Below are 24717 nucleotides of genomic sequence, written 5' to 3' on the forward strand. Positions count from 1 at the left end.
ATTTAGTAATAATGATTTAAATGTCTAGATAAGGAGATGGAGAATGATTGAATTGGAAATGAGAGTGGAGCGTATTAGAAAAGAAAAAATAGACGATATTGTTGCGTTATCTTCTTATATTGGTTGGGATTATAGCAGAGAAGAAATTGAGACGATTTTTAACGCAGGCATTGTATACGGTGTGTGGAATGAGAGAAAGAAACTTATTGCTAGCGCGGCAATAATATTATATGGGGAGAAAGTAGCGTCTATCGGAATGGTAATTGTACATCCAGATTATAAGGGAAGAGGAATTGGAAAGGCGATAACGCATTCATGCATGAATAGCGTATCAGCTCGAACACCAATTATGCTTATTGCAACGGATGAGGGGAAGCATTTATACGAAAAGCTAGGATTTAGGGTGGCAAGCTATGTTTCTAAATACATATGTAACTCGTACAATCCGAATCATAAATGTGCAAGAAATGAAGAATATATGATGGATTATGAAGAAGGTAATTTAGAAGAAATAATAAAAATAGATGAATATGCGTTCGGAACAAATAGAAAAGAGTTTTTAAAGAAAAGAATGATGCAAAGTGAACAGTGCACTGTTGTGAAGGATAAGGAACAAAATATAATAGGATATGGTTTGAGTATACAAACGCCGGAAAATAAAATATTAGGACCGGTAGTTGCTAAAAATGATGAGATGGCAATAAATATTGTTCATTATTTAGCAAAAGGGCATAATGGGAAATTAAGAATAGATGTACCAGAAGGAAAGAAAGATTTTATGAAAGAATTAGAGGTTACTGGTTTTAAAAAGGTGAATACACCACCAATTATGATGAAAAATAGTGATCAATTTTTGAAAAGAAATGGAGAACTATATAGTATTGCAGCACAAATTTTTGGGTAACAAAGAATCCTTCTGAATGAAGGATTCTTTGTTTATTAATCACGATATTGGTCGTGAGTTGGTTGGAAGAGATCTTCCTCGATATCTCTCACCATAGAAAAATGATCAACGTTATAATGACCGTGTAAAATTTTATTGTGATGACCAATAATTTGCTCTGCAGACAATATGTTAGAATCAGTTGTGGAATGACCGTTTTTAATTAATGTAACGTCAAATCCTTGTACAGTTGCTGTCCTAACAGCTGTGTCAATACAATGTTCAGTTTTACATCCACCTATCACAATATGATTAATTTTTTCTTCTTTTAAAAGTTCAAGTAAAGAAGTGCCATAGAATGAATTCGTTGCTGCTTTATTAATAAGGATTGCAGACTGAGGTACTTGAATTTGATTATGTACTTCAAATCCCACGCCGCTACCAGAAGCAACATCGATATCTCTTACGAAAACAATAAGGGCATTTGAATCAATTGCTTTCTGTACAGCTGTATTTAGTGTAGCTAATAACTCAGTTTTACGAAAAACTTCATTTTCTTGCTCATTTCCATCAATTAATTCTTGTTGAGCATCGATAATTAATAGTGCTTGTTTCATCGTGTCTCCCCTTTAATATGAAATAAGTTCCACTGTACATATTCCTTCAGATTGTTAGGAAATCCTCTATTGCAAGCGAAGTAAACAATTGATTTACAAAGTTGTCAAAGAAATTTCATTCTCATAGTGTGTAAAAACATGTATGATAGGAAGTGGAGAATTTTTGAGTAGGTGGGAATATCATGCAAACAGTAGAAGATTATCTTTCATTCTTACATACGAAAGGATTTAAATTATCAGAGGAAGCACAAGGGTTTATTATGTTCGGGCAAGGATATACTGGTGCATCTGATGGAATTGTGAACGCAGCAATAGAAGCGACAATTAAACATCAATTACAGTTTGATGGCAGTTATTTTGTTGCGTTATTAGAACGATTGAAAGAAGAAGAAATTACAGATAAAAAAAGCGCTAAGGCTTTTATGCGGAAGTTACAAGCGTAACTTCACGCGGCCTGCGCTTCTTTTTTTGTTTTGGAAGGTAGTTCAACAAAAATCATGCCTAGAAAAATACATAGACATCCGAAAATAGCAGACATAGAAAGTTGTTCGTTAGCAACGAGAACACCTGTTAATGCAGCAAAAACGGGCTCCATTGCGAAAATAATTGCTACTCTCGTTGGAGAAGTATGTTTCTGAGCCGATGTTTGAATGAAAAAAGCAATGGATGTCGCAAATAAGGAAGTTAGAAATAGGGCGAATAAAAAGGAATGATTCGTCCATAGCGATATTGAAAAAAAAATTTCCCAATCTTCATATAAAAAAGCGCAAATAGAAGAAAATATACCAACAGTTAATACTTGGGATGTGCTTAGTAATAAAGGTGATATTTTCTTAGAATAGAAACCGTTAATGAGAATATGGGCAGCGAATGCGATTGCGCAACCGAGAACAAGTATATCTCCTATATTTAATCGAAAAGAATCAGCAGCTGTTAATAAATATAAACCGGCTGTTGCCACAGTGATACCGAGTACGACGAAAATGGTAGCCTTTTGTTTTAAAAAGATAAAAGATAAGATTGGAACCATAACAATGCTTAGTCCTGTTAAGAAACCTGCTTTTGAAGAAGTTGTATAGAGTAAGCCGAATGTTTGTAATAAATAGCCAACGCATAAAAAGAATCCAACAATTAATCCGGCAAAACTACTCTGCTTTATATCTTGTTTCGAAGTTTTTTGTGAGAAAATCATTTGAACAAATAATAAAATAATTCCGGCGAATAAAAAGCGAAGGCCATTAAAAGTAAATGGACCAACGAAAGACATAGCATTTTGAACGACAACAAACGTAGCTCCCCAAATAAAAGAGACAAATAATAAAGCGAGAGGAGCAAGCCACTCTTTTTTCACACTCATACCCCCGTTAATTTTGTAAGATAGCTTTTCTAGCTAATTCATCAGCGACTTTATTTTGACTACTTGGAATCCATTTAATAAAAAAGAGATCGAAACTTTTTATGTACTGTAGTGCTTCCTCTAATAGTGGTGCAAACATTTTATTTTTTGCGTATTCTTTTTCAACAGCTCGCTCGACAAGTTGCGAATCTGTACGAAAAGAGACAATGTTATAATTATGCTCCGTGCAATACTTTAATGCTGCAAGTAAAGCATGATATTCCGCTTCATGATTGGACATTGTTCCAAGTGGTAATGATAATTGTACAGGTGGCTGTATGCCTTTAATAAATACTCCCGCACCAGAAGGACCAGGATTTCCTTTTGATGCACCATCAATATACACTTCAATCAAAATGAGAAACCTCCAAATTATAAGATTATCCCCTACTTAAATGTTTCTTTGAAGTAGGGGATAGAGTACTTATCCGATTGTGATGCTATAACGGCATGTAAATGTTTCGTTCGCTTGTAAAGATTGAATTCCTTTTTTTTCTTTGAAATCTTTTGCTGGATTTATTTCATCAGCGATTCCATACCAGGGTTCAATACATAAGAAAGGTGCGTTATCTCCTGGTGTCCATACGCCGACAAATGGAAATCCTGCAAATTCTACTTTTACAAATTTATTATGTTTATGAGAACGAATAGAAATTTCATTCGTATTCATATTTTCAAAAATAAGTGCATCATTTTTGAATAAATCGTATGTAAGTGGCAATTCATTCGTATTTTCAGCGATTAATTGTTTTTTACTTGAAAGATAAGGTCCTTCTAATACACTTGTTTCTAAGCGTTCAGAACCGTTAAATGATAGATGATAATCTGTAAATGATTCGCCGTCTAATAGTGGGAAGTTGAATCCAGGGTGCGCTCCGATTGAGAAGAACATCTCTTTTGAAGCAGGATTGTTTACTTCATATGTAACATGTATATTTTGTTCTTCTACCTCATAAGAAATGAGTAGTTCAAATTCGTAAGGATATTTTTTTAATGTTTCTTCATTACTAGTAACGATATAAGTGATTTTTGTTTCACTTTGTTCTTTTACAGAGAACGTAAGATCACGAGCGAAACCGTGTTGAGTTAAAGAATATGGTTTACCATCTACGTAGTATGTATTATCTACTAATCGGCCGACAATTGGGAATAAAATTGGTGCGCGACGTCCCCAATAAGTAGAATCACCTTGCCATAAATATTCTGTGTTATCTTCTTTTAAGCGAACGCTTTGCAATTCTGCACCTTTGTCAGAAATGGAAACGATCACTTTTTCATTTTGTATTGTTGCTGTCATGAAGTGAAACCTCCTAAATCTTTCATATGTTTCATTATACGTTGTCTAAAAGAAAAAAGGTAGTTGATGATAGGAATCTATTGACGAAAGAGTGTCTAATGCGTAAAATATAATCTTGTTGCTTAAAAAACGAATAACGTGGTTCGAAACCATCCCACGTAAAAAAACTAAGGAGATTTTGTCATGAATATAAGAACAATAGTCGGTAATGGTATTATAGCGGCATTATATATTGCTGTTTCTATGCTTATTCAGCCATTTGGCTTTACAGGTGTACAGTTTCGTATTTCAGAGATGTTTAATCATCTCGTTGTATTTAATAAGAAAGCAAGTTACGGAATTGTATTAGGTGTATTTTTAACGAATCTCTTTTTCTCACCTATGGTCGCTTATGATTTAGTATTTGGAGTAGGGCAATCTATTCTTGCATTAGTTGCAACGATTATTTCTATGCGATTCATTAAAGGTGTTTGGGCTCGTATGATTTTTAATACAGTTATCTTTACGATTACAATGTTTATGATTGCAATTGAACTTCATCTTGCATTTGATTTACCATTTATGTGGACTTGGTTAACATGTGCAGCAGGTGAATTCGTAGTAATGGCGATTGGTATGCCTGTAATGTACTGGATTAATAAGCGAGTACAATTTGAAAGATTTATGTAATAGATGAAAAAGCTATTCCTATAGGGATAGCTCTTTTTGTATGTGATTATATTGAATATAATACTGTGACTCTTGATAAAATATAATAAAATATAAATAAGAATTCTTATATAAGGGGAATTTAGCATGAAATATAAAATTCATTGGTTATATAAAACAAAACGCGGATTGCAGACGGAATTAACGACAGATTATATGAACATAGAGGAAGTACTTCAATTTGCGGAGGATTTTGAGAAAACAGGAAGAGCGAAAGAACTTTTATTTTACGATGAAATGGATGCAGAATGGTCATTAAAAGAAATGAAGAAGCTGAGTAAACAAGTGGAGGAAGAGATTCAAGAAATACATGTTTATTTTGATGGTGGGTATGATCTTCAGACGAAAGAAGCTGGAGTAGGTATATGTGTGTATTATAAAAAAGGAAATACAAACTACCGAATTCGCCGCAACGCATATATAGAAGGTATATATGATAATAATGAAGCCGAATATGCATCATTATTATACGGTATAAATATACTCGAAGAATTAGGGATTAAGTATGAAGCAGTTACGCTTCGTGGAGACTCTCAAGTTGTACTGCAGCAATTGGCTGGAGAATGGCCTTGCTATGATGAGCATTTAAATCATTACTTAGATCAAATTGAACGAAAGGCGAAGCAAATGAAATTAAAGCTTGTATGTGAGCCAATATCTAGAAAACAAAATAAAGAAGCACATCAATTAGCAACGCAAGCATTAGAAGGGACAGTCATTGATAGTCATAAAGAAATAACCGAATAGAGAGGTGCAAAGGTGGATAAAAAGCAACTCATTACAGAGGTAAATGACTTATTAGAAACGTATTGTGAAGGATGTTTTTTGCGAGAACATAATCGGAAAACGAATAGTAAATATTATGCCCATTCATTTTGTATTAGGCAATGTACAGTTGGAGAAACGTTGAAAAAATATGGAGAACAGTTGTCATAAAAAACATCCAGAGAAAACTCTCTGGATGTTTTTTTAGTGCTTCGCTTCATGTAATTGATGCTCGCACTTACTTAATTTCTTTTCCTCATTCATTAAAAATGGCTCATCTAAATCTGTTGCAACAGATTTCATAATCTCAAGTTGAGAGCGAGCTGCTTCTACTGCAGTAGTGGCATGCTCCAGTGTGTCTGGATCCATTGATATTGTTGCAGAACCTACCATTTTTTGTGCTGTTTCTACACGGAATTTCACTTCTTCAAAATCATTTACTTCTGAACCCATTGTAATTGCCTCCTTTGTGAATTGCGCATTTCACATAGTTTTCGCTCTGTAAAACGGAAATATACAAAGGAATAACAAAGGAGGTTACCAAGTAAGGTAACCTCCTGTCATATGTTGGATTAAAGTTTTACTACGTTAGCAGCTTGAGGTCCACGGTTTCCTTCAGTGATATCGAAAGATACTTCTTGACCTTCTTCTAAAGCTTTGTAGCCGTCACCTTGAATAGCAGAGAAATGTACGAATACATCGTCAGCGCCGTCCATTTCGATAAATCCAAAACCTTTTTCGTTGTTAAACCATTTTACTTTTCCTTGCATGTTACAATTCCTCCTAAAAACATTTGCTTTTTTCATTTAGTGAAATTCATTTGAAAAGATAATATAAACTAAAAATGCTATAATCTTGAATATTCTGCTAAATGATTAATTTAAATATACACGAATTGGTAGAAATTAGTCAAGTAAGCGATTTTATTTTTTTGTATTTTTAAATAATTTTCTGGTCAAATGTTCAAAAAGGTATAGGACAGGCTGGTTATGTAATATTCTTTATTGAATGCTATACATAATGAGGTGAAAGAATGAACGAGTCGTACTTATTAGATAATGAAGGAATGAGAATGAGAACGGATATACCGAATTGGGTTGCAAAAGAATTTCAAAATTTTTCAAGCATCGTGTTAGAAGCAACTTTCCCATGTTATTTCGGTTTAACAGCATTGAAAAAGAATGAACTTCGTTATTCATTTCTTTCTCATAATGATTGGAGTCATTTGCCACATACAATGTTATCTTTTTTAGAATTAATGAAAGAGCGTCCAATTGTAAGAAGAGGATTTTTTCTTTTTGTGGAACCAGAATGGGAAGAACAATCACTTGAATGTTATCGTGATTACTTTTGGAAAGTACTACAGTATTTACATGAACATGATAATCAAACATGGCCGCAGCAAATTCCTGAAGATCCAGATCATTATTTATGGGAATTTTCATTCGGTGGTGAACCGATATTTGCATTTGGGAATGCACCCGCTTATAAACAGAGAAAGACTAGGCATTTAGGGAATTCACTCGTTATTGGGTTTCAGCCACGTACCATTTTCGATGGATTAGAAGGTGATCGTCCTAAAGGGGCCTATTCAAGGCAAATGGTTCGTGAACGAGTTGAAAAGTGGGATCAGCTGCCGAAACATCCTAACATTAGTCATTACGGTGATCTTGACCATCGAGAATGGAAACAATATTTTATTGGAGACGATATTGAGCCAATAAAAGGGAAATGTCCTTTTCATCATAAGGTAGAGAAATAAGAGCCATCATCTAGATGGCTCTTTTGTATATTTTGGATAAAAAAGGGTATTTTATTATGAAAGCTAGTCTATTTTTAAAGGTTACATCATTACTTAATAGTAAAGGAAGTAGAAAGGATAGAGCGATGTTTGGAGCAATTATACAGCAAATTGTATTAGGTATTTCATTAGCGGCACCAGTAGGTCCAATTAATATTGAAATGTTAAAACGAGGAATTGAACGCGGGTTTTGGCATGCGTGGGTTGTTGGAATTGGTGGAATGACTGCAGATGTTTTGTTTATGCTTCTCATTTATTTCGGTTTATCTTCTGTGTTTATGTATACATACGTACAAGCTCTTATGTATTGCACGGGGTTTTTTTTATTATTTTATTTAGGATTTCAAAGTGTAAAACAAGGAATTTCCCACTCGAATATGGAATATAAAAAAGAAGAGGTAGGTGGCCTTAAACAATCGTTTATGGCAGGATTTTTAATTGCTATATCCAATCCATTAAATCTTGTTTTTTGGTTTGGTATATATGGAAGCACACTTAGCTCATTGCTTACGAAGGTAACGAAACAAGAAGCTTTCTTGTACAGTCTATGCATTATTGTTGGTATTATTTTATGGAATTTAAATATTGCTTTTTCTGTACATTTTGGAAGGACTTTATTAAAACAGAAAGCACTTGGCTACATAACAGCCGGAGCAGGTATTATTTTAGTAGGATATTCTATCCATTTTGCATACAAAGCTTTACAGTTGTTCACATAAGATTGAAGGGGAGATTTTTATGTATCGAACCACTATTGACGGAAAAGAAATTATTATTACGTTAGCACCAAAAATCCGAAAAGAAATTACTGATAGGGATCCATTATATGAAGCGGTATTTAATACTGCAGCCAGATTGCTACAAACGAAACAACCAACGTTTGCAGTAAATCATGAAGTATTTGGACTCATTATTGGAGAGGTACAAAGGGGAGAAGTAACAGTGTTTGCAGTAGAACACATTATTCCGAAGCAAAATATATTTGGAACAAACAATTTTTTCTCGACAATAGAACAGCGGGCAAATTTGTAAAGTGAATAGAAAAGAAATAGTCGTAACGATACGTTGCGGCTGTTTTTTTTGAAAAAGGGGAAGTAAGATGAAGAGAGTAGGGAAAGAGTTCTTTTTACAGCATGATATTGTTATTATGTATAGTATTTTATTTATTTTCATCATTATTTTAAAAATGCAATTTTTCACATGGATCGGTATGTTAGCGTGTCTGTTTGGTATTGTTTTTAATACGCTTAACGAATATATGACCCATCGTTTTTTATTCCATTTAAAGCCGCCTAAAAACGTATTTTTATTAAAAATGTTAAGAAGATTACATTATGATCATCACGTATACCCAGATGATTTGAAACTTTTATTTTTGCCTGTATGGTTTAGTGTACCTAGCTTTACTATATATTTACTTATATCATATAGTATTACAAAAAGTGTTACCGTTACACTTTCATTTGGAATCGGAATGATTATCATGCTCCTTGTTTATGAATGGAAACATTATATTGCACATAAGCCGATTCGTCCCGTCACTAAGTTTGGAAGGTGGCTAAAAAAACAGCATATATTACACCATTATAAAAACGAAAAGTTTTGATTTGGTGTTTCAAATCCAGTATTCGATTTTATATTTGGAACGCTTAAAGATGGAAAAGACGTTGAATTAAGCGAAACAGCTCGTAATTTAGAAGAGGAAAAAATGTGTACAGGTATTTGTTAGAATCGGGCTAATAATCGGTGTGGGGTGTACGAAACCCATACGGATTTAAGTTGCACTTTATTGTGAAAAAGTATATTAAAAATTTAGAGAAAATTGACGAAAAATGTCTACCGAAAAATCTTTGCAGGAATGTATGGATTGTCTAAAATGAAAATAAGTTTCTGAATATTTATAAAATTTAGTCTTTGTGTATTCGAAGGGGAAGTGTATTTCGAGTTGGAGAGGGGAGTAGGGTATGAAACGAGATGATACGTCAGCACGTAAGTTGCAAAATGAAGTGAATTATACAGAGGTTGTTCAGTCAGAAGAATTTCAATTGTTATTAAATACGAAGAAGAAGTTTATCGTTCCAATGAGTATTTTCTTTTTCAGTTTTTTTATTGCGCTACCTATTTTAACATCGTATTCGAAAGTGCTTAATACACCAGCATTCGGTGATGTGACATGGGCATGGGTATTTGCTTTTGCGCAATTTATTATGACATGGTCATTATGTATGATTTATAGTAAGAAAGCTCAATCCTTTGATGAAATTTCGCGGAAAATTCTACAAGATATGCAAAAAGGGAGGAGTTGAATTTGAATACTACTGCGTTTGCACTATTTTTAATTATTGTTCTTGGTACGCTCGTCATAACCTATTTTGCATCGAAAAAAACGAAAAATGCGAGTGAGTTTTATACGGCTGGAGGGGGATTAACGGGTTGGCAAAATGGTCTGGCCATCGCTGGGGATTATATGTCTGCTGCGTCATTCCTCGGTATTGCTGGAGCGATAGCGTTAACTGGATTTGATGGATTTTTTTATAGTATTGGATTTTTAGTTGCGTATTTAGTCGTATTATACCTAGTTGCAGAACCGCTTAGAAATTTAGGGAAGTACACATTGGCGGATATGATTGCAGCGCGTTTTGATGCGAAAAAAGTTCGCGGTATTGCTGCCCTGAATACGATGACAATTTCAATTTTTTATATGATTGCCCAATTAGTCGGTGCGGGTGCACTTATTAAATTATTATTAGGAATAGAATATACGACAGCAGTTTTAATCGTTGGCACATTAATGACAGTGTATGTTATTTTTGGTGGTATGACTGCTACGAGTTGGGTACAAATTGTTAAAGCTGTATTACTAATGGCTGGTACATTTATTATTTCTGTTATCGTTTTTGCAAAATTTAATTTTAGTGTGACTGAAATGTTTGCTCAAATGAAAACAGCTACGCCATTAAAAGATTCGTTTTTAAATCCAGGAGTAAAGTATAAAGATGGTCTTGATACACTTTCTTTAAATTTAGGACTAGTACTTGGTACAGCTGGATTACCACATATTCTTGTGCGCTTTTTTACAGTGCGAGATGCAAAAACGGCACGTCAATCTGTTGTGTATGCGACATGGTTAATTGGCGCATTTTATATTATGACAATTTTCTTAGGATTTGGAGCAGCAGCGTTTGTAGGAAATGAGGCGATTATTAAAGCAAATCCTGCTGGTAATATGGCAGCACCTTTATTAGCTAAAGCATTAGGTGGGGACTTCTTATTTGCTTTCGTATCAGCCATTGCCTTTGCAACCATTTTAGCTGTAGTAGCAGGACTTGTATTAACAGCAGCATCAGCATTTGCGCATGATTTTTATAACGAGATTATCCGTAAAGGAAAGTCTACGGAAAAAGAGCAAGTGTCAATGGCTCGTTATGCTTCGATTGGAGTAGCTGTAGTATCTATTATACTTGCGTTATTTGCGCAAACCTTAAACGTAGCATTTTTAGTTTCATTAGCATTTGCAGTCGCGGCTAGTGCAAACTTACCAGTTATATTATTTACAATCTATTGGAAGCGTTTTAATACAACGGGTGCCATTTCTGGTATGGTCGTTGGACTCGTATCAGCAATTGTTCTTGTAGCGTTAAGTCCAAACGTCTGGAACCCTGTAGCTGGAAAAGCTATTTTTGTTGGAGAAGCCTTATTCCCATATACGACACCTGGCATTATTTCGATTCCGCTTGGTTTCCTAGCAGCATATTTAGGAACTATTTTCTCTAGTAAGAAAGAAGATGTAGCGAAGTTTGATGAAATTCTTGTGAAATCGAATACTGGTCATGGTATTAGCGACGCATCTTCACATTAAAAAAGAGGAGCTTTTCGTATTAAAAGAAAAGCTCTTTTTCTTTTGTCATTTTCTTATAAAGTGAAACTTTAATCAGTAGGGGGGGGTCATGCTCACTGATTATTAGCCCGCACCAATCGGGCTTTTACGGGCAGTTAATCTCCCACCTAACTTCTTTGCTCCAGCTGAATTTTGGGGTGGGAGTTTTACTGCCCGTTAATGCGGGATAAATATTACTGTGTTGTAAGTAGGATTTGTCATAATTTTGTGGAATGAAAATAAGCAGGGAGAAATTTAAATCATCATGGCACCAGCGCAGCTTTTGTGAAAAATAAGTTGTTATGGAAGGTGGAAGAAATGATGAAAACGAAACAAACTGACGAATTATTAGCAAAAGATGAGCAATATGTTTGGCACGGCATGCGTCCCTTTAGTCCAAGTAGTACAATGGTAGGGGCAAAAGCAGAAGGGTGCTGGGTTGAAGATATACATGGAAAAAGATATTTAGATGGTATGAGTGGTCTTTGGTGTGTGAATAGTGGGTACGGAAGAAAAGAACTCGCAGAAGCGGCTTATGAACAATTACAAACATTATCGTACTTTCCGATGTCGCAATCACATGAGCCAGCAATAAAGCTTGCTGAAAAGTTAAATGAGTGGCTTGGAGGAGAATATGTTATTTTCTTCTCAAATAGTGGGTCAGAAGCGAATGAAACAGCTTTTAAAATAGCAAGGCAATACTATGCACATAAAGGTGAACCACATCGTTATAAATTTATGTCACGTTACCGAGGATATCATGGAAATACAATGGCGACAATGGCAGCGACGGGACAAGCGCAGCGTAGATATCAATATGAGCCTTTTGCCTCAGGATTTTTACACGTAACACCGCCAGATTGTTATCGTATGCCAGAAATGGAATCACAAAATATTTATGATGTAGAGTGTGTGAAAGAAGTAGATCGTGTTATGACATGGGAATTAAGTGAAACGATAGCCGCATTTATTATGGAGCCGATCATTACAGGCGGAGGTATTTTAATGCCACCACAAGACTATATGAAAGCTGTTCATGAAACATGTCAAAAACACGGTGCGCTACTCATTAGTGATGAAGTGATTTGTGGTTTCGGGCGTACAGGAAAAGCATTTGGATTTATGAACTATGATGTTAAGCCTGATATCGTTACGATGGCGAAAGGTATTACGAGTGCATACTTACCATTATCAGCAACAGCTGTGAAAAAAGAAATTTATGAAGCATTTAAAGGAACTGGGGAATATGAATTTTTCCGCCATATTAATACATTTGGTGGAAACCCGGCGGCTTGTGCATTAGCACTTAAAAACTTAGAGATTATGGAAAATGAAGATTTAATTGGACGCTCTGCACAAATGGGCTCACTTTTATTAGAGCAATTAAAAGAAGAAATCGGGGAACATCCGCTAGTTGGAAATATTAGAGGGAAAGGTCTATTAGTAGGAATTGAACTTGTAAATGATAAAGAGAAGAAAGAACCGATTGATAACGACAAAATCGCGACTGTTGTAAATGCTTGTAAAGAAAAAGGTTTAATTATAGGACGAAACGGTATGACAACAGCAGGGTATAATAATGTTTTAACATTAGCGCCGCCTCTTGTTATTTCAAGTGAAGAAATTGCTTTCGTTGTTGGTACGTTGAAGACAGCGATGGAGCGTATTTAATCAAATAAAAGAGCAAAAGTGAGCTGTAATATAAGGCTCGCTTTTGTTTATTACGTGAAATATGGTAGTTTTTTAAAGGGAGGGGATATGAATGGAGAAATATGATCCTAGTCAACATTATCACATCGGATATTATGAAGATGGATATGATTTAGAAGTGACAGCGTACAAAAGAATAAAGGAACCAGTTTGGGATGCTTATATTCCGCACTATGAGGTAGACGATTTTTATAAGAAAGTGGAGGAAATGAAGCTAGGTGAATATATCGATGACTATGGCATTAAAGTATATTCATTTCGTGATAATATTGATGATGAAGAAGCAAGGACTATTTTTGAAAAATGGTTAAAGACGAATGAGATTGTTTAAAGGGAAAATGAAAAAGGAGATTACTATTTTATAAAATAGTAATCTCCTTTTATTATAGTAAACTTATTTACTTGCTTTCATTGCTTTATCTTTGGCACCAAAAGTGTATTTTAACATTGGTGGTGTAATCATTGTAGTTAAAATAACGACAATAACGATAGCTGTAAAGTAATCTTGTGCTAATAGTCCAGAAGAAAGACCTGTTCCTGCGATGATAAGTGCAACTTCACCACGTGAAACCATTCCAGCACCGATAATTGCAGAAGACTTTGCATCAAATCCAGTCATGCGTGCACCAAATCCACAACCGATTAGTTTTGTGAAGACAGCGATAACTGTTAATGCTAAGATGAACCAAATTTGATTACCAATACCCTCAAATGTAATATTCATACCGATACTAACAAAGAATACTGGAACGAACATTGCGTAAGCAATCGGTTCTACTTTCTTTTCTACTTCATGTTTGTAGTTCGTTTGAGAAATTGCGATACCAGCTGCGAAAGCACCGATAATACCAGCAATTCCTAATAATTCGCCGAAATATGCGAATGAGAAACAGATAATAAGAGCCGCGCTCACGATAGACTCAGATACGCGTAGTGGTGATAACCAACGCATAATCGCTGGAACACCTTTCCATCCGATTAAAATAATAGAAGCGAAGAATACGACCTTCTTCAAGATAACCATTGCTAAGTTAACATCGTCTGTACCTAAGAAGCTCATTGCGAATGCTAATAAAATAACAACAAGAATGTCATCAAATACAGCTGCTCCAAGCATCGTTGTACTTTCACGTGTTTTCATCTTACCTAAATCGCGAAGTGTTTGAACGGAAATACTAACACTTGTCGCACATAGAAGTAATCCTAAAAATACAGCATTCCCTTGTTCCATTCCCATAACAAGACCGGAAACATAACCACCTACGAATGGAAGAATGATACCTCCGAGTGCAACTGCTAAAGAAGAGTTACGATTTGCATTTAATTCTTCTAAGTCTGTTTCAAGTCCAGCCATAAACATTAAAAGAATAACACCAACATTACTTAATTGTGTTAGAAGTTCTGAGTTTTCAATCCAACCTAATACAGCTGGACCGATAACGATACCGACAATTAATTTACCGAGTACAGAAGGTTGACCTAATCTAACACTAAGGTCACCAGCAAGCTTTGTACTTAATAAAATAAGTGCAATTTGAAAGAAAAATTCGAATTCCATTTGATCCTCTCCTTATCACTTTGTATTTTTATTAAACGATTTCTCGGAATTTGCCTAATGAAAATATGTAAAACCCATTAAACAAAGGGTCTGATTACAAGTTCTTTTGAACTTGTAATTTGAACCTGTAATCAATATATAATAAAATTTATAAAAAATCAATGAAAAAATAGCAGATTTTCATGATGAGATTCGATTTAGGTATAGAGGGAATCAATATATAATAAGAAGAAATAAGGAAACATTTTTAATGAATTGGAGAATGGAATATGTTAATAAACAAACGCTTTACAATTGGAGAAATGGCAAAAATGCATAATATCGCAGAATCTACATTAAGGTATTATGATGAAAAAGGAATTTTTCACCCGTCTATTGTCGATCCGCAAACGAATTATCGTTATTACACAATTGATCAGTTTTCACTGTTAGATACGATTAAATTTTTACGACAGTTAAATATTCCGTTAAAGGAAATTAAGAAATATATTGATGAGCGGAACCCATCTTATGCGCTTAATTTACTTGAAAAGCAACAAGAAATGATGTTAAAGAAGCAAAGAGAAATTGAGTATGCTTTAGCAAAAATGGAACATAGAATTTATGTAATTAAGGAAGCGACGAAAGTAAAAGCTGAAAAAATCATAGTTAAAGAAATCCCGCAGCGAAAGATTACAGCGATTGCGGTTGCACCAAATACAACAGATGATATGTTTGAGTATTATATCCATTCGTTGCAGAAAAATATGAAACAAATAGATAATAGCTTATTCTCTGGAGATATCGGTGTAACGGTTGCCAAAAAAGCATTAATTCAAAATGAATTTCAATCATACAATAGTGTTTTTATTCTTTTGGATTATATGCCTTTTCAAGTACATAGTTCAGATGAAATTAAAGCAGGTAAATTTGCGTGTGCTTATCATCATGGACCATATGAAGAAACAGATGAAACATACAAGGAGTTAATGAAATACATCTCTCAAGAGGGATATGAAGTGAGTGGAGACTCGATTGAGATTGCATTAATTGATTGGTCTGTAACAGAAAATCCAGAGGAGCAAGTAACGGAAATTCAAATCCCTATAATGAAAAAACAATGAAATAAGGTGTAAGACTCGTACTAATTACAAATCGGCATCAATGACGATAATTAAGTTACCTATTTTTAAATTCTCTCTTGACCTTCAAGTTACTTGAAGGTTTAAACTGTGAACAGAGCGTTGAAAAAAGGAGCATATTAGTATGGAAGCAACAGAAAAATTAAGAGAAAAACCGATAAAAAGTTTATTTATTTCATATTTAATACCAGCAGTTCTCGGAATGGTATTAATGTCAGTTAATATTGTGATTGACGCGGTCATGATTAGTAGGGGAGTTGGAGCGAACGGTTTAGCGGGAGTAAACGTCGCTATTCCAGCATTTTCGATTTTCTTCTCCATTTCATTATGGATTGGAATGGGCGGAGCAACATTATATTCGATTGCACTAGGCGAAAATAAACTTGAAAGAGCAAGGTCTATTTTTACGCAATCTATGACTGTAGCAGTTATTATCGTAGGCGTTTTAGCGGCTATTTGCGTATGGAGAATAGAAGATTTAGCATACTTATTCGGTGCAAATGAAGTGATTTTACCGTATGCGTTAGACTATTTACACGTGTTATTAACATTTGGAATGATATACGTGTTAGAAAATATTTTAAGTACATTTATACGAAATGATGGAAATCCTAATTTAGCAATGGCAGGTCTTGTTGTAACGGCTGTATTAAACATAGTGTTTGACTATATCTTTATTTTCATCTTTGGATGGGGTGTAACAGGTGCTGCTTCAGCGACTATTCTTTCGGCAGCAATTGGTTTCCTTGTATTATTAACTCACTTCTTTAGAAAGAGTAGTATTTTAAAGTGGACGAAATTCCATTTTGAATGGGATACGGTTAAACAAATAATGGTGATTGGTTTCCCGAGTTTTACAGCAGAAAGTACAGTAGCAATCGTAACGATTGGTTTTAACATCGCATTCGTTCAATATGCAGGAGAAGTAGGAGTCGCTTCCTATGCAATGGTGAATAGCATTCATGCGATGGCATTACTATTATTCTTTGGTGTTGGAGCAGCATTACAACCAATCGCAAGTTTCCATTACGGTGCAAATTTATCAGAAAGATTGCGTGAAGGATTACAGTTTGCTGTGAAGATTGCGGTTGTACTCGGAGGCATTGCGATAATTGTCGGATTATTCTTCGGGAAATATATCATTGGTCTATTTGATGTCCAATCGCCAGAACTATTGGAGTTAACGTTAACAGGTATTAGCTTGTTCTTTATCCAATACGTATTTTTAGGCTACAACATTGTGTATGGAGAGTACTTCCAATCAGTGCGACAAACGAAGAAATCAGTACTTATTATAATGAGCCGAGGGTTACTATTTATTATTCCGTTGTTATGGATTATGCCAAAGTTATTTGGAATAAACGGAATTTGGCTCGTTATGCCGGTTGCGGAAGTATTGACAGCAATTATCGTATTTACGATGAATCGTATGAAACATCCTGTTCCATTACATATGGCAGGAAAGAAAGAACCAATATAATGAAGAAAATCCCCTTGAGCAAGTAAGGGGATTTTTTCATTCTTTTAAACTAATCGCAAAAGATCCATCCGTTTCTTGAACAGACGCAAAAGCCACATTTTTAATATTTGTGATGCCTTTTTCTTTTAACTCTTTATATAACCACTTTTCGTCTTTATGGATCAACTTTAAGTTATCGTATTGAATTTGAGAATCGACAATAAGGGCTATTGGTAATCCAGCATACTTAACATGTATATTCATATCCTTTGGAGTCAATGGTACAAGTTCTCGCTTTGGTAAAATGCTAATGGCTCCATTCGCTTCTAAAATAGCGTATTCAATTTCATGAACACTTGGATATCCGGCGACGCGAAGGTTAGAAAGCAATTCGGGTATCGGATATCTACTTTTTTGTAAGTTCTCAAAAATAATATCACCATGTTTAATTAAAATAATGGGGTGTCCGAGAATGAAACGATTTAGTTTGTTGAGTAAGCTTAATTTTGTAAGAAGTAAGTGCAAACATGTAATAACGACCATACCGAGAAATGCTTGTAAAGCACCAGCGACTGGTATGGCTTGAAAAGCTAAATAAGATAAAAAGATAATAGCCCCAAAATCATGAGGAGTTAGTTGTGCCAATGCAGATTTACCAAGTAACTTAAGCGATAGTAAAAATAAAATAAAAAAGAATGATACGTTACATAAAAAGAGAAGCAATAGGGACACTCCTTCGTGCGAAGTTGTACTTACTATTCCCAAAAATAATAGAAATATTACCTTTTAGAGGATAAATAAGGGTTATTTGGAATTTGTCTGTATACAAACGAATAAATGGATATTATGATGAAAGAAGCAAAGAACATAGGAGTATATGGATATGAGAAAGAAGAAAATAATTAAGTATATTATAGCAATTATAACGGTTTGCGCTGTGTACGCGGTTTTTTTACAATATAACATTTATAAGCATGGGCATATGAAAGCTACCGACGATGCTGATTATATCATTGTATTAGGCTCGAAAGTAAATGGGACGAAACCATCGTACTCATTACAATATCGTATTGATAAAGCAGCTGAATATTTAAAATCACATGAGAAAACAATCGCTATCGTATCTGGCGGACAAGGAAAAGGTGAAGATATTTCAGAAGCATTAGCGATGAAACAAGGATTAATGAAACAAAATATTGCAGAAGACCGTATTATAATGGAGGATAAATCAACGAGTACAGATGAGAATATTACATTCTCAAAACCGTTAATTCCAGCCAATATGAAAAAAGGTATGATTGTAACGAACGATTTCCATATGTTTAGAGCGAAAAAAATAGCAGCAAAACAAGGTTTGCAATTAGAAGGGCTTCCTGCCAAAACACCGAAGCCCATTATCATTTCATCAAATGTCCGAGAATATTTAGCGATTACGCAATATTGGTTTATGAATCGAATATAGTGAAAGTGATCCCGCCAGCATTCCAGGCGGGATTTTTTGAGGGAAATCTTACAAATATGTCATGTTCATGAAAGGTAAAGCGATAGTTTCTGGAGTAGATTCCTGACATAATGAAGATAACAAAAACTATTTAGAGGTGAATCGGATGAAAGGAAATAATATTCTATCTTCACTATGTTACTTTAGTATCTTTTTTGCACCATTTTTACTGCCAATTATCGTGTACTTCGTTGCGGAAGATGAAGTGAAATATCACGCGAAAAAAGCATTTTGGTCACATGTTTTTCCGTACGCAATCTTATTTGCTGGATTAGCAGTATCAGGCGTATACGGTTTAGGCTTCGATCAATCTGATGGCGCGGGAATTGGGATGGCTATAACATATGCAGTATTCATTCTTGTAGGAATTTACTACTTCATTTGGAATATCGTAAAAGGTATTAAAGTTTTGAAAGCAGCGTAATAAGACAAGAAATAAATTGGGGTAATTTTGTCGTTATTTGTCGGTAAATCGATATTTCTTGTCGAATCGTCGATATATTCGAAAAATCGTTGATATAGTGCAAGGAATCGTTGATATATTTAAATTATCGTTGATATAATTTCATTTACCGTATCGATAGACATTTTAAAAAGAGCAATTCAAAAAGAATTGCTCTTTTTGTGCTTATAAGTTGTGAATATTGAAAAAGATATGTTAATTTTTCATTATGAAGAGAAAAAAGGAGTGTTTTTCATGAATGAGATCATACATAAAATGGAGCAACACGTTTCAGTTCGTAAATATAAAGAAGAATCCATTCCGAAAGATGTAGTAGAAAGAATGGTTCAAGCTGCGCAGCATGCCGCTTCCTCGCATTTTGTACAGGCCTATTCTGTTGTATATGTAACCGATCAAGACCTAAAGGCTAAACTAGCAGAACTATCTGGAAATCGTCACGTGAAAGAGTGTGCAGCATTCTTTGTTTGTTGTGCAGACTTAAAGCGACTTGAAATGGCGTGTGAAAAGCATGGTACAGAGATAAAGCATGAAGGGGTGGAAGATTTTATCGTTGCAACGGTAGATGCTTCACTTTTTGCGCAAAACTTAGCACTAGCAGTGGAATCATTAGGATACGGTATTTGTTATATTGGTGGTATTCGTAATAACCCGAAAGAAGTGAGTGAATTGCTTCATTTACCGGATAAAGTATATCCTGTGTTTGGAATGACAGTCGGTGTGCCAGATGAAGAACATGGAGTGAAACCACGTTTACCGGTAGCAGCAATTCTTCATGAAAATGGATATGATGAAAAGAAATATGATGAATTATTAAACGAATATGATGAAACGATGAGCGCATATTACAAAGAAAGATCATCAAATCAAAAAAACATAACATGGACGGAATCAATGAGCTCATTTATGTCCAAAGAGAAAAGAATGCATATGAAAGAGTTTTTAAGTGAGAAAGGGTTAAATAAAAAATGAGTAAAAAGACAAACCTGAGACGTTAGTTTACGTTATAACATTACTTGTAAAACCGAAGCTGAGAAAGTGGGATTCACTTTTTTAACTTCGGTTTTTTATTTGTTATTATATAAAGTGAAAATAAAAATTAATAAATTTTTACAAAAGTGATAGAAAATGAGAATGAAATGCCAATAGTAAGTAAAAGCAGTTGCTAAAGGGGAACTGAGGAAGGATGATGTTTATGATTTTCGATTCTGAAGAGGATTTAATTATAGCAATGAAAAAACGCGATTAAGATGCTTTGAAAGAAGTGATTGATCAATATGGAAAATTAGTTTTGTACATTATTCATAAATCATTAAGTACCCCTATTGAAAAACAATATGTGGATGATTGTTATAATAATGTATTTACTATCATTTGGTTTCAAATCGAACAATTTGATATAGAAAAGGGCAACTTAAAATCTTGGATGATTGGTATTACTAAATTAAAGGCATTGGAATATAAAAAGAAAGTATATAAAGAGAATAAAATTGATAAAGACGTAGAAATAGATGCAGGTATCCATGATAAGTATGAAATAGAACAAGAAGAAGAGATTATGGAAATCGTACAAGATTTAAATACAAAGGATCGATATATCTTTTTAAAGAGGTATATTGATGGATATTCCATTGACGATATTGCAAAAGAATTAAAAGTAACGGCTGACTATATATACAATCGAATCTCTCGTGGAAAGAAAAAACTTCAAAAACTGTGGAAAGGGAGTGTGTAATATGGATAAAAGATTATTATCGATGCTAAATGAGCTCCAATATTCAGAAGAAGAAATTACACGTTTAGAGAAAGAAGCGAATGAGTCTATAAATATAGATAAGTATTATGTGAGAAATGGAGAGTTATTAAAAAAATTAACTTTACAAATGTTAGAAGAATCAATTCGCAACGAATTACAAGCTGGTGAAGAAATTCAGAAGGAACTATTAGTAGATGAAGGATATATGGCAAATAACAAAGTTATACCGAATATATATTACGTAGGAGCTACTTTTTATTATTATATCGTTTTAACGAATAAAAGAATGATAATGAAAGGGTTAGATTGTTATTTCGGAAAAACAAATGAACATAGCATGCCAATAGGAGATATACAATCTATTTCGCAACATAAAAAAATGAAAAACGTTTTTGAGATTAAATATAATAACAATTATATACAGTTTGGAAGTATTGCGTATGCACATGAAGTTGCGATGATTATTATGGAGTTGGAAAAACGCGGAGTAAAAGTAGAAAAGTATACAGATTTCGAAAAAGGTTTTTTCTTATTCTTTAATATACTCGTGATAGTAAGTTCAGGTCTTTGCTTTATAAAATATTTAATGTAAAAGGCGGCATAATAGCCGCTTTTTATCGGATGATTTTGTAGCTTAAAAATACAACAATAATTTCATTTAAACCAAGCTGTTATTGCGCAATCTAAAGCATTTTCTATAACAAATGCAAACTATCAATAAGAAGATAAATACCTGTACAGCTCAAAAGGATATATGTAAATATTTTAAAAACTTGTTGATTAAGCCATTTGAAAATAATTTGACCTATAAACAAACCTAAAAATACAATTGGAATTGCATAAAAACTTGATTTCCAAATTGTTATGTCCGTTCCAGTAAAGAGTATTTGAGTTAGTAGACTAATGAAATATATAAACAGATAAAAAGCCAAAGTAGTTGCTCTCAACTTCTCTTTTTCAGTATCAGTTCCTGTAAAGTAAAGTAACAAAGGAGGTCCGGGCATACCGATACTCGTCGTTAAAAGTCCTGATAATCCACCAACTACGAAATCTCTAAACGGTGTTGATCTAACTTTAACATTGCATATTAGCAACAATGTTAATAGTAAGAGTAGGATGCTAATTGTTAATTTAAAAGTGTTTATGTTAACGGAAATGAAGATTAAAATTCCAAAAGGTACACCGGCTATACTTCCAAAAATAAACCGTTTCAGTAAAATAAAATCAACGTCCATTCTTATTTTCCAAATGAGTGATATTGAAATAATTAATGATAAAATAATGTTTATTTGTATAGCTTCTTGCGGTAGAAATAACATGAGTAAGAAAGGTGTTGCCATTATAGAAAAGCCAAAACCTGTACTGGCTTGCAAAACAGAAGCCACCAATATTATACATATGAAAATTAATGTAATCTCCAAAATAGCCCTCCTATTTAATCAAATTCAATTATTTTATTACTACGAAAATCGAATGTAGCTGTTTGGAGCCTATAGAATAAGTGCAATCTTTCACAATCTTACTTTTATTTTAACATAAATATTTGATTTCCTCTCAAACGGTGTTCAAGTAAAGGGCCTTTTCATGAAATGAAATGACTTGTATTTTATTTAATTTGATTGTTATATAACAATAACAAATGAGAGTAAATAAAAATTAGCAGTGAGCTATATAGTATCGGTAGGATCTTCACTAAGCTTCCCGCGATAAAATAAGAAAAGCCATATAAAACTAACAAAAATACAACATATAGCTAACAGGCAACCAATTACTTGCGGAGAAAGGGTTTCTAAAAGCCAGCCTGTAATAAACATAGATAGCTGAATGAGAGAACCATATATGGAATAATGAAATGAAAAAACTTTACCAATCATGTTTTCTTCGGTATACATTTGTAATAAGGTTGTGTCTAAAGGGACGATAATGCCCCCTGCGATACGCATGCAGAGTAAAGTAATAATACCGATAATAAGCTGATTGGATAGAACGAATCCGAGAAAGAAAAATCCTTGTAGTAAGTACGCCAAGCCAAATGCTTTTTTCATTGTCTCCTTATTTTTACATACATATAGATTAACGAATAGACTACCAATAATAAGACCTAATCCTTGAACAGTATATAAAATTCCAATATTAGAATGGAAGATTCTTTCGGCATGAATTGTTAAAAGAAGTTGATAAGCACCACCAATAATCCCCCATGAAACTCCGACAAGAATTAATGCTAATATAATTTTTTTCTGTAATATGTACGTGTATCCATCTTTTATATCCACAAAAAATGACTTTTTTATGTTAAATTTTTTGTAAGAAGGGATATTCAACTTATAAATGATTAAAGCGGAAACAAAGTATGATAGGCTATTAATGATAAAAGCGATTTCTATACTTAAAGCCTGGGCGATAATCCCACCTAATGAGGCGCCCATAATTGACATAAAGCCATTAACTGTACTAGAAAGTGTATTTGCAGTTACTAAATGTTTTTGCCTAATAATCATTTTTAAAGTTGATTGTTTAGCAGGCTCAAATAAGCAAGAGAGGACCGACAAACATATATTAGCTACGAAAATAATTTCAATCTTATAGGTTGCTAATAAGTAAGTGAGTACAATAACTCCTCTTAAAACATCGGTGGAAATCATAATCTTCTTTGTTGGAAATCGATCCACAAACCCTCCAATAAAAGGACTAAGAAGAAGTTGAGGTAACCCTTTACTCATAAAAGTTAGTGCGATAATAAACGGAGATTCTGTTACGCTATAAACGAATGTTAATAAAGCTACAGTATGAAACCAATCTCCCAGTACACTTAATGTTTGGCCATAAAACAGCTTTCTAAAGTTTGTATTTGTTTTAAGCAGTGTGGAATAAGAAACTGACATAAAAGATTAATCCTTATGTATTAATGATGCTTGAACTTGTCTTTTCCATTCACTTAAATACATGTTCTCTGCTGCAGAAAGTTCAACAGGTAATTGTGCAATCAATTCTAAACTATTTTCATCAGGATCGTTAAAGTATACGGAGGCGTGTGCCAATTCTGGAAAAACGATCGGTTCAATTGGCTCCATTCCAAAGTCTTTTCTTGCTGAAATTCCTTTTTGACTTAGCCAATGTATTGCATTTTCTAAATCAAGCAAGCTTACTTGGAAGGCAATATGTCGCAAAGATGGGTGATAAGTAACTTTGTATTCTGTTCCTTCCCAAAGTCCGAGCCAACTCTCATTTTCTTTAATCCAAAAGAAAGCAATATCGTCACCTCTTTTATATAATTTTAGCCCTAGTGATTCATAAAAAGGTATTGATACTTCTAAGTTACGGACGGGTAAATGTGCCTCATAAAGACCTTTAATCACTGTAATCCCCCTTAGTAAAAATGTTTCTTATTTCATAGTAAACGATATTTTGTTAGATCAAATCAGAAATAAGAGGGATATAAATTCATACGAAAGTATGAAAAAACAGCTCAAATATGAGCTGTTTTCGTATAGTTTTTAATTCATTTGGTAAGGATAGGATGATTAATATCCGTATCCGCCGCCACCCCAGCAGCTACATCCGATAATGATTAGAAGGATGAATAGTACGATAAGCAAAGCAAATCCACCGCCGAAACCAGCACAACTACCACCATAGCTCATGTGTTTTCCTCCTTTTTGTAAATTAATCTATATAATTCATGGACTACTATATACAATATGTTTTTCATGTGGAAAAGGAGCCAGTCTGTATTTGAATTAGACAAATGTCTGTGTGATTCAGGTTTTTCTATATTACATGTGCGGGAAATCTTACTAAATAAAGC

31 protein-coding genes, 1 pseudogene and 1 riboswitch are annotated in these 24717 nt (G+C 34.0%); of the genes and pseudogenes, 20 read left to right on the plus strand and 12 right to left on the minus strand.

Features of this window, described 5'->3' with window-relative positions; all coding sequences use genetic code 11:
• The first annotated feature begins 43 nt into the window (after nucleotides 1–43).
• Entirely contained in the window at nucleotides 44–904 is an 861-nt protein-coding gene (locus tag ACS2MN_RS11965; protein WP_088055358.1) for a GNAT family N-acetyltransferase, read from the plus strand.
• A gap of 35 nt (nucleotides 905–939) precedes the next feature.
• Here ACS2MN_RS11965 and ACS2MN_RS11970 read toward each other — a convergent pair whose 3' ends face one another.
• Nucleotides 940–1500, minus strand: coding sequence for a cysteine hydrolase family protein (locus ACS2MN_RS11970; RefSeq protein WP_088055359.1), 561 nt, complete (start codon nucleotides 1498–1500; stop codon nucleotides 940–942).
• Nucleotides 1501–1682: 182 nt separating this feature from the next.
• On the opposite strand from ACS2MN_RS11970, the gene ACS2MN_RS11975 reads away from it, so the two are divergent.
• Nucleotides 1683–1943 (plus strand): DUF6123 family protein, encoded by a 261-nt coding sequence (locus ACS2MN_RS11975; RefSeq protein WP_001195212.1) that lies wholly within the window; start codon nucleotides 1683–1685, stop codon nucleotides 1941–1943.
• A gap of 2 nt (nucleotides 1944–1945) precedes the next feature.
• Here ACS2MN_RS11975 and ACS2MN_RS11980 read toward each other — a convergent pair whose 3' ends face one another.
• From ACS2MN_RS11980 to ACS2MN_RS11990, 3 genes are all read right to left on the minus strand, one after another.
• A complete protein-coding gene (locus ACS2MN_RS11980) occupies nucleotides 1946–2851 on the minus strand; it encodes a DMT family transporter (protein ID WP_142285945.1) in 906 nt (301 codons plus the stop codon).
• 13 nt (nucleotides 2852–2864) lie between these two features.
• Nucleotides 2865–3251 carry a reverse transcriptase-like protein gene (locus ACS2MN_RS11985; RefSeq protein ID WP_000573867.1) on the minus strand — a complete coding sequence of 129 codons (387 nt, stop codon included), beginning with the start codon at nucleotides 3249–3251 and terminating at the stop codon, nucleotides 2865–2867.
• Between the two features lie 69 nt (nucleotides 3252–3320).
• Nucleotides 3321–4193 (minus strand): aldose 1-epimerase family protein, encoded by an 873-nt coding sequence (locus ACS2MN_RS11990; protein ID WP_000127408.1) that lies wholly within the window; start codon nucleotides 4191–4193, stop codon nucleotides 3321–3323.
• A 132-nt stretch (nucleotides 4194–4325) separates the two neighbouring features.
• A riboswitch (PreQ1 riboswitch) is annotated at nucleotides 4326–4370 on the plus strand.
• A gap of 6 nt (nucleotides 4371–4376) precedes the next feature.
• On the opposite strand from ACS2MN_RS11990, the gene ACS2MN_RS11995 reads away from it, so the two are divergent.
• The 3 genes from ACS2MN_RS11995 to ACS2MN_RS12005 all read left to right on the plus strand — a co-directional run bounded on the left by ACS2MN_RS11995 (nucleotide 4377) and on the right by ACS2MN_RS12005 (nucleotide 5837).
• Nucleotides 4377–4862: a QueT transporter family protein gene (locus ACS2MN_RS11995; RefSeq protein ID WP_001026463.1), complete on the plus strand. Its 486-nt coding sequence runs from the start codon at nucleotides 4377–4379 to the stop codon at nucleotides 4860–4862.
• 126 nt (nucleotides 4863–4988) lie between these two features.
• Complete coding sequence (locus tag ACS2MN_RS12000; protein ID WP_000875537.1) at nucleotides 4989–5648, plus strand: ribonuclease H family protein; 660 nt, start codon at nucleotides 4989–4991, stop codon at nucleotides 5646–5648.
• Between the two features lie 12 nt (nucleotides 5649–5660).
• Nucleotides 5661–5837, plus strand: coding sequence for a zinc-finger domain-containing protein (locus ACS2MN_RS12005; RefSeq protein WP_000358801.1), 177 nt, complete (start codon nucleotides 5661–5663; stop codon nucleotides 5835–5837).
• Nucleotides 5838–5870: 33 nt separating this feature from the next.
• Here ACS2MN_RS12005 and ACS2MN_RS12010 read toward each other — a convergent pair whose 3' ends face one another.
• On the minus strand, nucleotides 5871–6119 hold the full coding sequence (locus tag ACS2MN_RS12010) for a DUF2564 family protein (protein ID WP_000534393.1): 249 nt from the start codon (nucleotides 6117–6119) through the stop codon (nucleotides 5871–5873).
• 119 nt (nucleotides 6120–6238) lie between these two features.
• On the minus strand, nucleotides 6239–6436 hold the full coding sequence (gene cspB, locus ACS2MN_RS12015) for a cold shock-like protein CspB (protein WP_001161728.1): 198 nt from the start codon (nucleotides 6434–6436) through the stop codon (nucleotides 6239–6241).
• A 263-nt stretch (nucleotides 6437–6699) separates the two neighbouring features.
• Between cspB and ACS2MN_RS12020 the strand changes: the two genes are divergently transcribed.
• The 8 genes and pseudogenes from ACS2MN_RS12020 (at nucleotide 6700) to ACS2MN_RS12055 (ending at nucleotide 13385) form a co-directional block, all read left to right on the plus strand.
• Nucleotides 6700–7428 (plus strand): YqcI/YcgG family protein, encoded by a 729-nt coding sequence (locus ACS2MN_RS12020; protein ID WP_098806160.1) that lies wholly within the window; start codon nucleotides 6700–6702, stop codon nucleotides 7426–7428.
• A 14-nt stretch (nucleotides 7429–7442) separates the two neighbouring features.
• Nucleotides 7443–8186, plus strand: a complete 744-nt coding sequence (locus ACS2MN_RS12025; protein WP_001196845.1) for a LysE family transporter — start codon at nucleotides 7443–7445, stop codon at nucleotides 8184–8186.
• 19 nt (nucleotides 8187–8205) lie between these two features.
• Nucleotides 8206–8499, plus strand: a complete 294-nt coding sequence (locus tag ACS2MN_RS12030) for a hypothetical protein (protein WP_000286358.1) — start codon at nucleotides 8206–8208, stop codon at nucleotides 8497–8499.
• A gap of 67 nt (nucleotides 8500–8566) precedes the next feature.
• Nucleotides 8567–9196: pseudogene (locus ACS2MN_RS12035) on the plus strand (sterol desaturase family protein).
• A gap of 235 nt (nucleotides 9197–9431) precedes the next feature.
• A complete protein-coding gene (locus tag ACS2MN_RS12040; protein ID WP_000817371.1) occupies nucleotides 9432–9773 on the plus strand; it encodes a DUF485 domain-containing protein in 342 nt (113 codons plus the stop codon).
• 2 nt (nucleotides 9774–9775) lie between these two features.
• Nucleotides 9776–11326, plus strand: coding sequence for a solute symporter family protein (locus tag ACS2MN_RS12045; protein ID WP_001098226.1), 1551 nt, complete (start codon nucleotides 9776–9778; stop codon nucleotides 11324–11326).
• Nucleotides 11327–11665: 339 nt separating this feature from the next.
• Nucleotides 11666–13015: an aspartate aminotransferase family protein gene (locus tag ACS2MN_RS12050; RefSeq protein ID WP_000850991.1), complete on the plus strand. Its 1350-nt coding sequence runs from the start codon at nucleotides 11666–11668 to the stop codon at nucleotides 13013–13015.
• Nucleotides 13016–13106: 91 nt separating this feature from the next.
• Nucleotides 13107–13385 (plus strand): DUF3986 family protein, encoded by a 279-nt coding sequence (locus tag ACS2MN_RS12055; protein WP_000417075.1) that lies wholly within the window; start codon nucleotides 13107–13109, stop codon nucleotides 13383–13385.
• A gap of 63 nt (nucleotides 13386–13448) precedes the next feature.
• Here ACS2MN_RS12055 and ACS2MN_RS12060 read toward each other — a convergent pair whose 3' ends face one another.
• Nucleotides 13449–14612 (minus strand): cation:proton antiporter, encoded by a 1164-nt coding sequence (locus ACS2MN_RS12060; RefSeq protein WP_346994121.1) that lies wholly within the window; start codon nucleotides 14610–14612, stop codon nucleotides 13449–13451.
• Nucleotides 14613–14881: 269 nt separating this feature from the next.
• Between ACS2MN_RS12060 and ACS2MN_RS12065 the strand changes: the two genes are divergently transcribed.
• Together ACS2MN_RS12065 and ACS2MN_RS12070 are read left to right on the plus strand one after the other, a co-directional pair.
• Nucleotides 14882–15715, plus strand: a complete 834-nt coding sequence (locus ACS2MN_RS12065; protein ID WP_087950305.1) for a MerR family transcriptional regulator — start codon at nucleotides 14882–14884, stop codon at nucleotides 15713–15715.
• A gap of 142 nt (nucleotides 15716–15857) precedes the next feature.
• Nucleotides 15858–17213 (plus strand): MATE family efflux transporter, encoded by a 1356-nt coding sequence (locus ACS2MN_RS12070; RefSeq protein WP_000388384.1) that lies wholly within the window; start codon nucleotides 15858–15860, stop codon nucleotides 17211–17213.
• 36 nt (nucleotides 17214–17249) lie between these two features.
• On the opposite strand, the gene ACS2MN_RS12075 is transcribed toward ACS2MN_RS12070, so the two are convergent.
• Nucleotides 17250–17915, minus strand: coding sequence for a DUF421 domain-containing protein (locus ACS2MN_RS12075; RefSeq protein ID WP_000923918.1), 666 nt, complete (start codon nucleotides 17913–17915; stop codon nucleotides 17250–17252).
• Between the two features lie 160 nt (nucleotides 17916–18075).
• Here ACS2MN_RS12075 and ACS2MN_RS12080 point away from each other — a divergent pair, with 160 nt between their 5' ends.
• The 5 genes from ACS2MN_RS12080 (at nucleotide 18076) to ACS2MN_RS12100 (ending at nucleotide 21501) form a co-directional block, all read left to right on the plus strand.
• Complete coding sequence (locus tag ACS2MN_RS12080; RefSeq protein WP_001227662.1) at nucleotides 18076–18654, plus strand: YdcF family protein; 579 nt, start codon at nucleotides 18076–18078, stop codon at nucleotides 18652–18654.
• 145 nt (nucleotides 18655–18799) lie between these two features.
• On the plus strand, nucleotides 18800–19117 hold the full coding sequence (locus tag ACS2MN_RS12085) for a DUF4870 domain-containing protein (RefSeq protein ID WP_000678050.1): 318 nt from the start codon (nucleotides 18800–18802) through the stop codon (nucleotides 19115–19117).
• 273 nt (nucleotides 19118–19390) lie between these two features.
• The gene (gene nfsA / locus ACS2MN_RS12090) at nucleotides 19391–20125 is read left to right on the plus strand and encodes an oxygen-insensitive NADPH nitroreductase (protein WP_438894701.1); all 735 of its coding nucleotides are present in this window, start codon (nucleotides 19391–19393) and stop codon (nucleotides 20123–20125) included.
• Nucleotides 20126–20408: 283 nt separating this feature from the next.
• A complete protein-coding gene (locus ACS2MN_RS12095) occupies nucleotides 20409–20888 on the plus strand; it encodes a sigma-70 family RNA polymerase sigma factor (protein WP_098806162.1) in 480 nt (159 codons plus the stop codon).
• Nucleotide 20889: 1 nt separating this feature from the next.
• Complete coding sequence (locus ACS2MN_RS12100) at nucleotides 20890–21501, plus strand: PH domain-containing protein (RefSeq protein WP_088055364.1); 612 nt, start codon at nucleotides 20890–20892, stop codon at nucleotides 21499–21501.
• A 103-nt stretch (nucleotides 21502–21604) separates the two neighbouring features.
• Here ACS2MN_RS12100 and ACS2MN_RS12105 read toward each other — a convergent pair whose 3' ends face one another.
• From ACS2MN_RS12105 to ACS2MN_RS12120, 4 genes are all read right to left on the minus strand, one after another.
• Nucleotides 21605–22330 (minus strand): sulfite exporter TauE/SafE family protein, encoded by a 726-nt coding sequence (locus ACS2MN_RS12105; protein ID WP_000406807.1) that lies wholly within the window; start codon nucleotides 22328–22330, stop codon nucleotides 21605–21607.
• Between the two features lie 246 nt (nucleotides 22331–22576).
• Nucleotides 22577–23794 carry an MFS transporter gene (locus tag ACS2MN_RS12110; RefSeq protein WP_098806163.1) on the minus strand — a complete coding sequence of 406 codons (1218 nt, stop codon included), beginning with the start codon at nucleotides 23792–23794 and terminating at the stop codon, nucleotides 22577–22579.
• Nucleotides 23795–23800: 6 nt separating this feature from the next.
• The gene (locus ACS2MN_RS12115; protein WP_098806164.1) at nucleotides 23801–24268 is read right to left on the minus strand and encodes a VOC family protein; all 468 of its coding nucleotides are present in this window, start codon (nucleotides 24266–24268) and stop codon (nucleotides 23801–23803) included.
• 165 nt (nucleotides 24269–24433) lie between these two features.
• Entirely contained in the window at nucleotides 24434–24553 is a 120-nt protein-coding gene (locus tag ACS2MN_RS12120; RefSeq protein ID WP_000120179.1) for a YjcZ family sporulation protein, read from the minus strand.
• Between the last annotated feature and the right edge of the window lie 164 nt (nucleotides 24554–24717).

Origin of the sequence: Bacillus cereus group sp. BceL062, from assembly GCF_051780025.1 — a bacterium.
GTDB lineage: Bacteria > Bacillota > Bacilli > Bacillales > Bacillaceae_G > Bacillus_A > Bacillus_A toyonensis.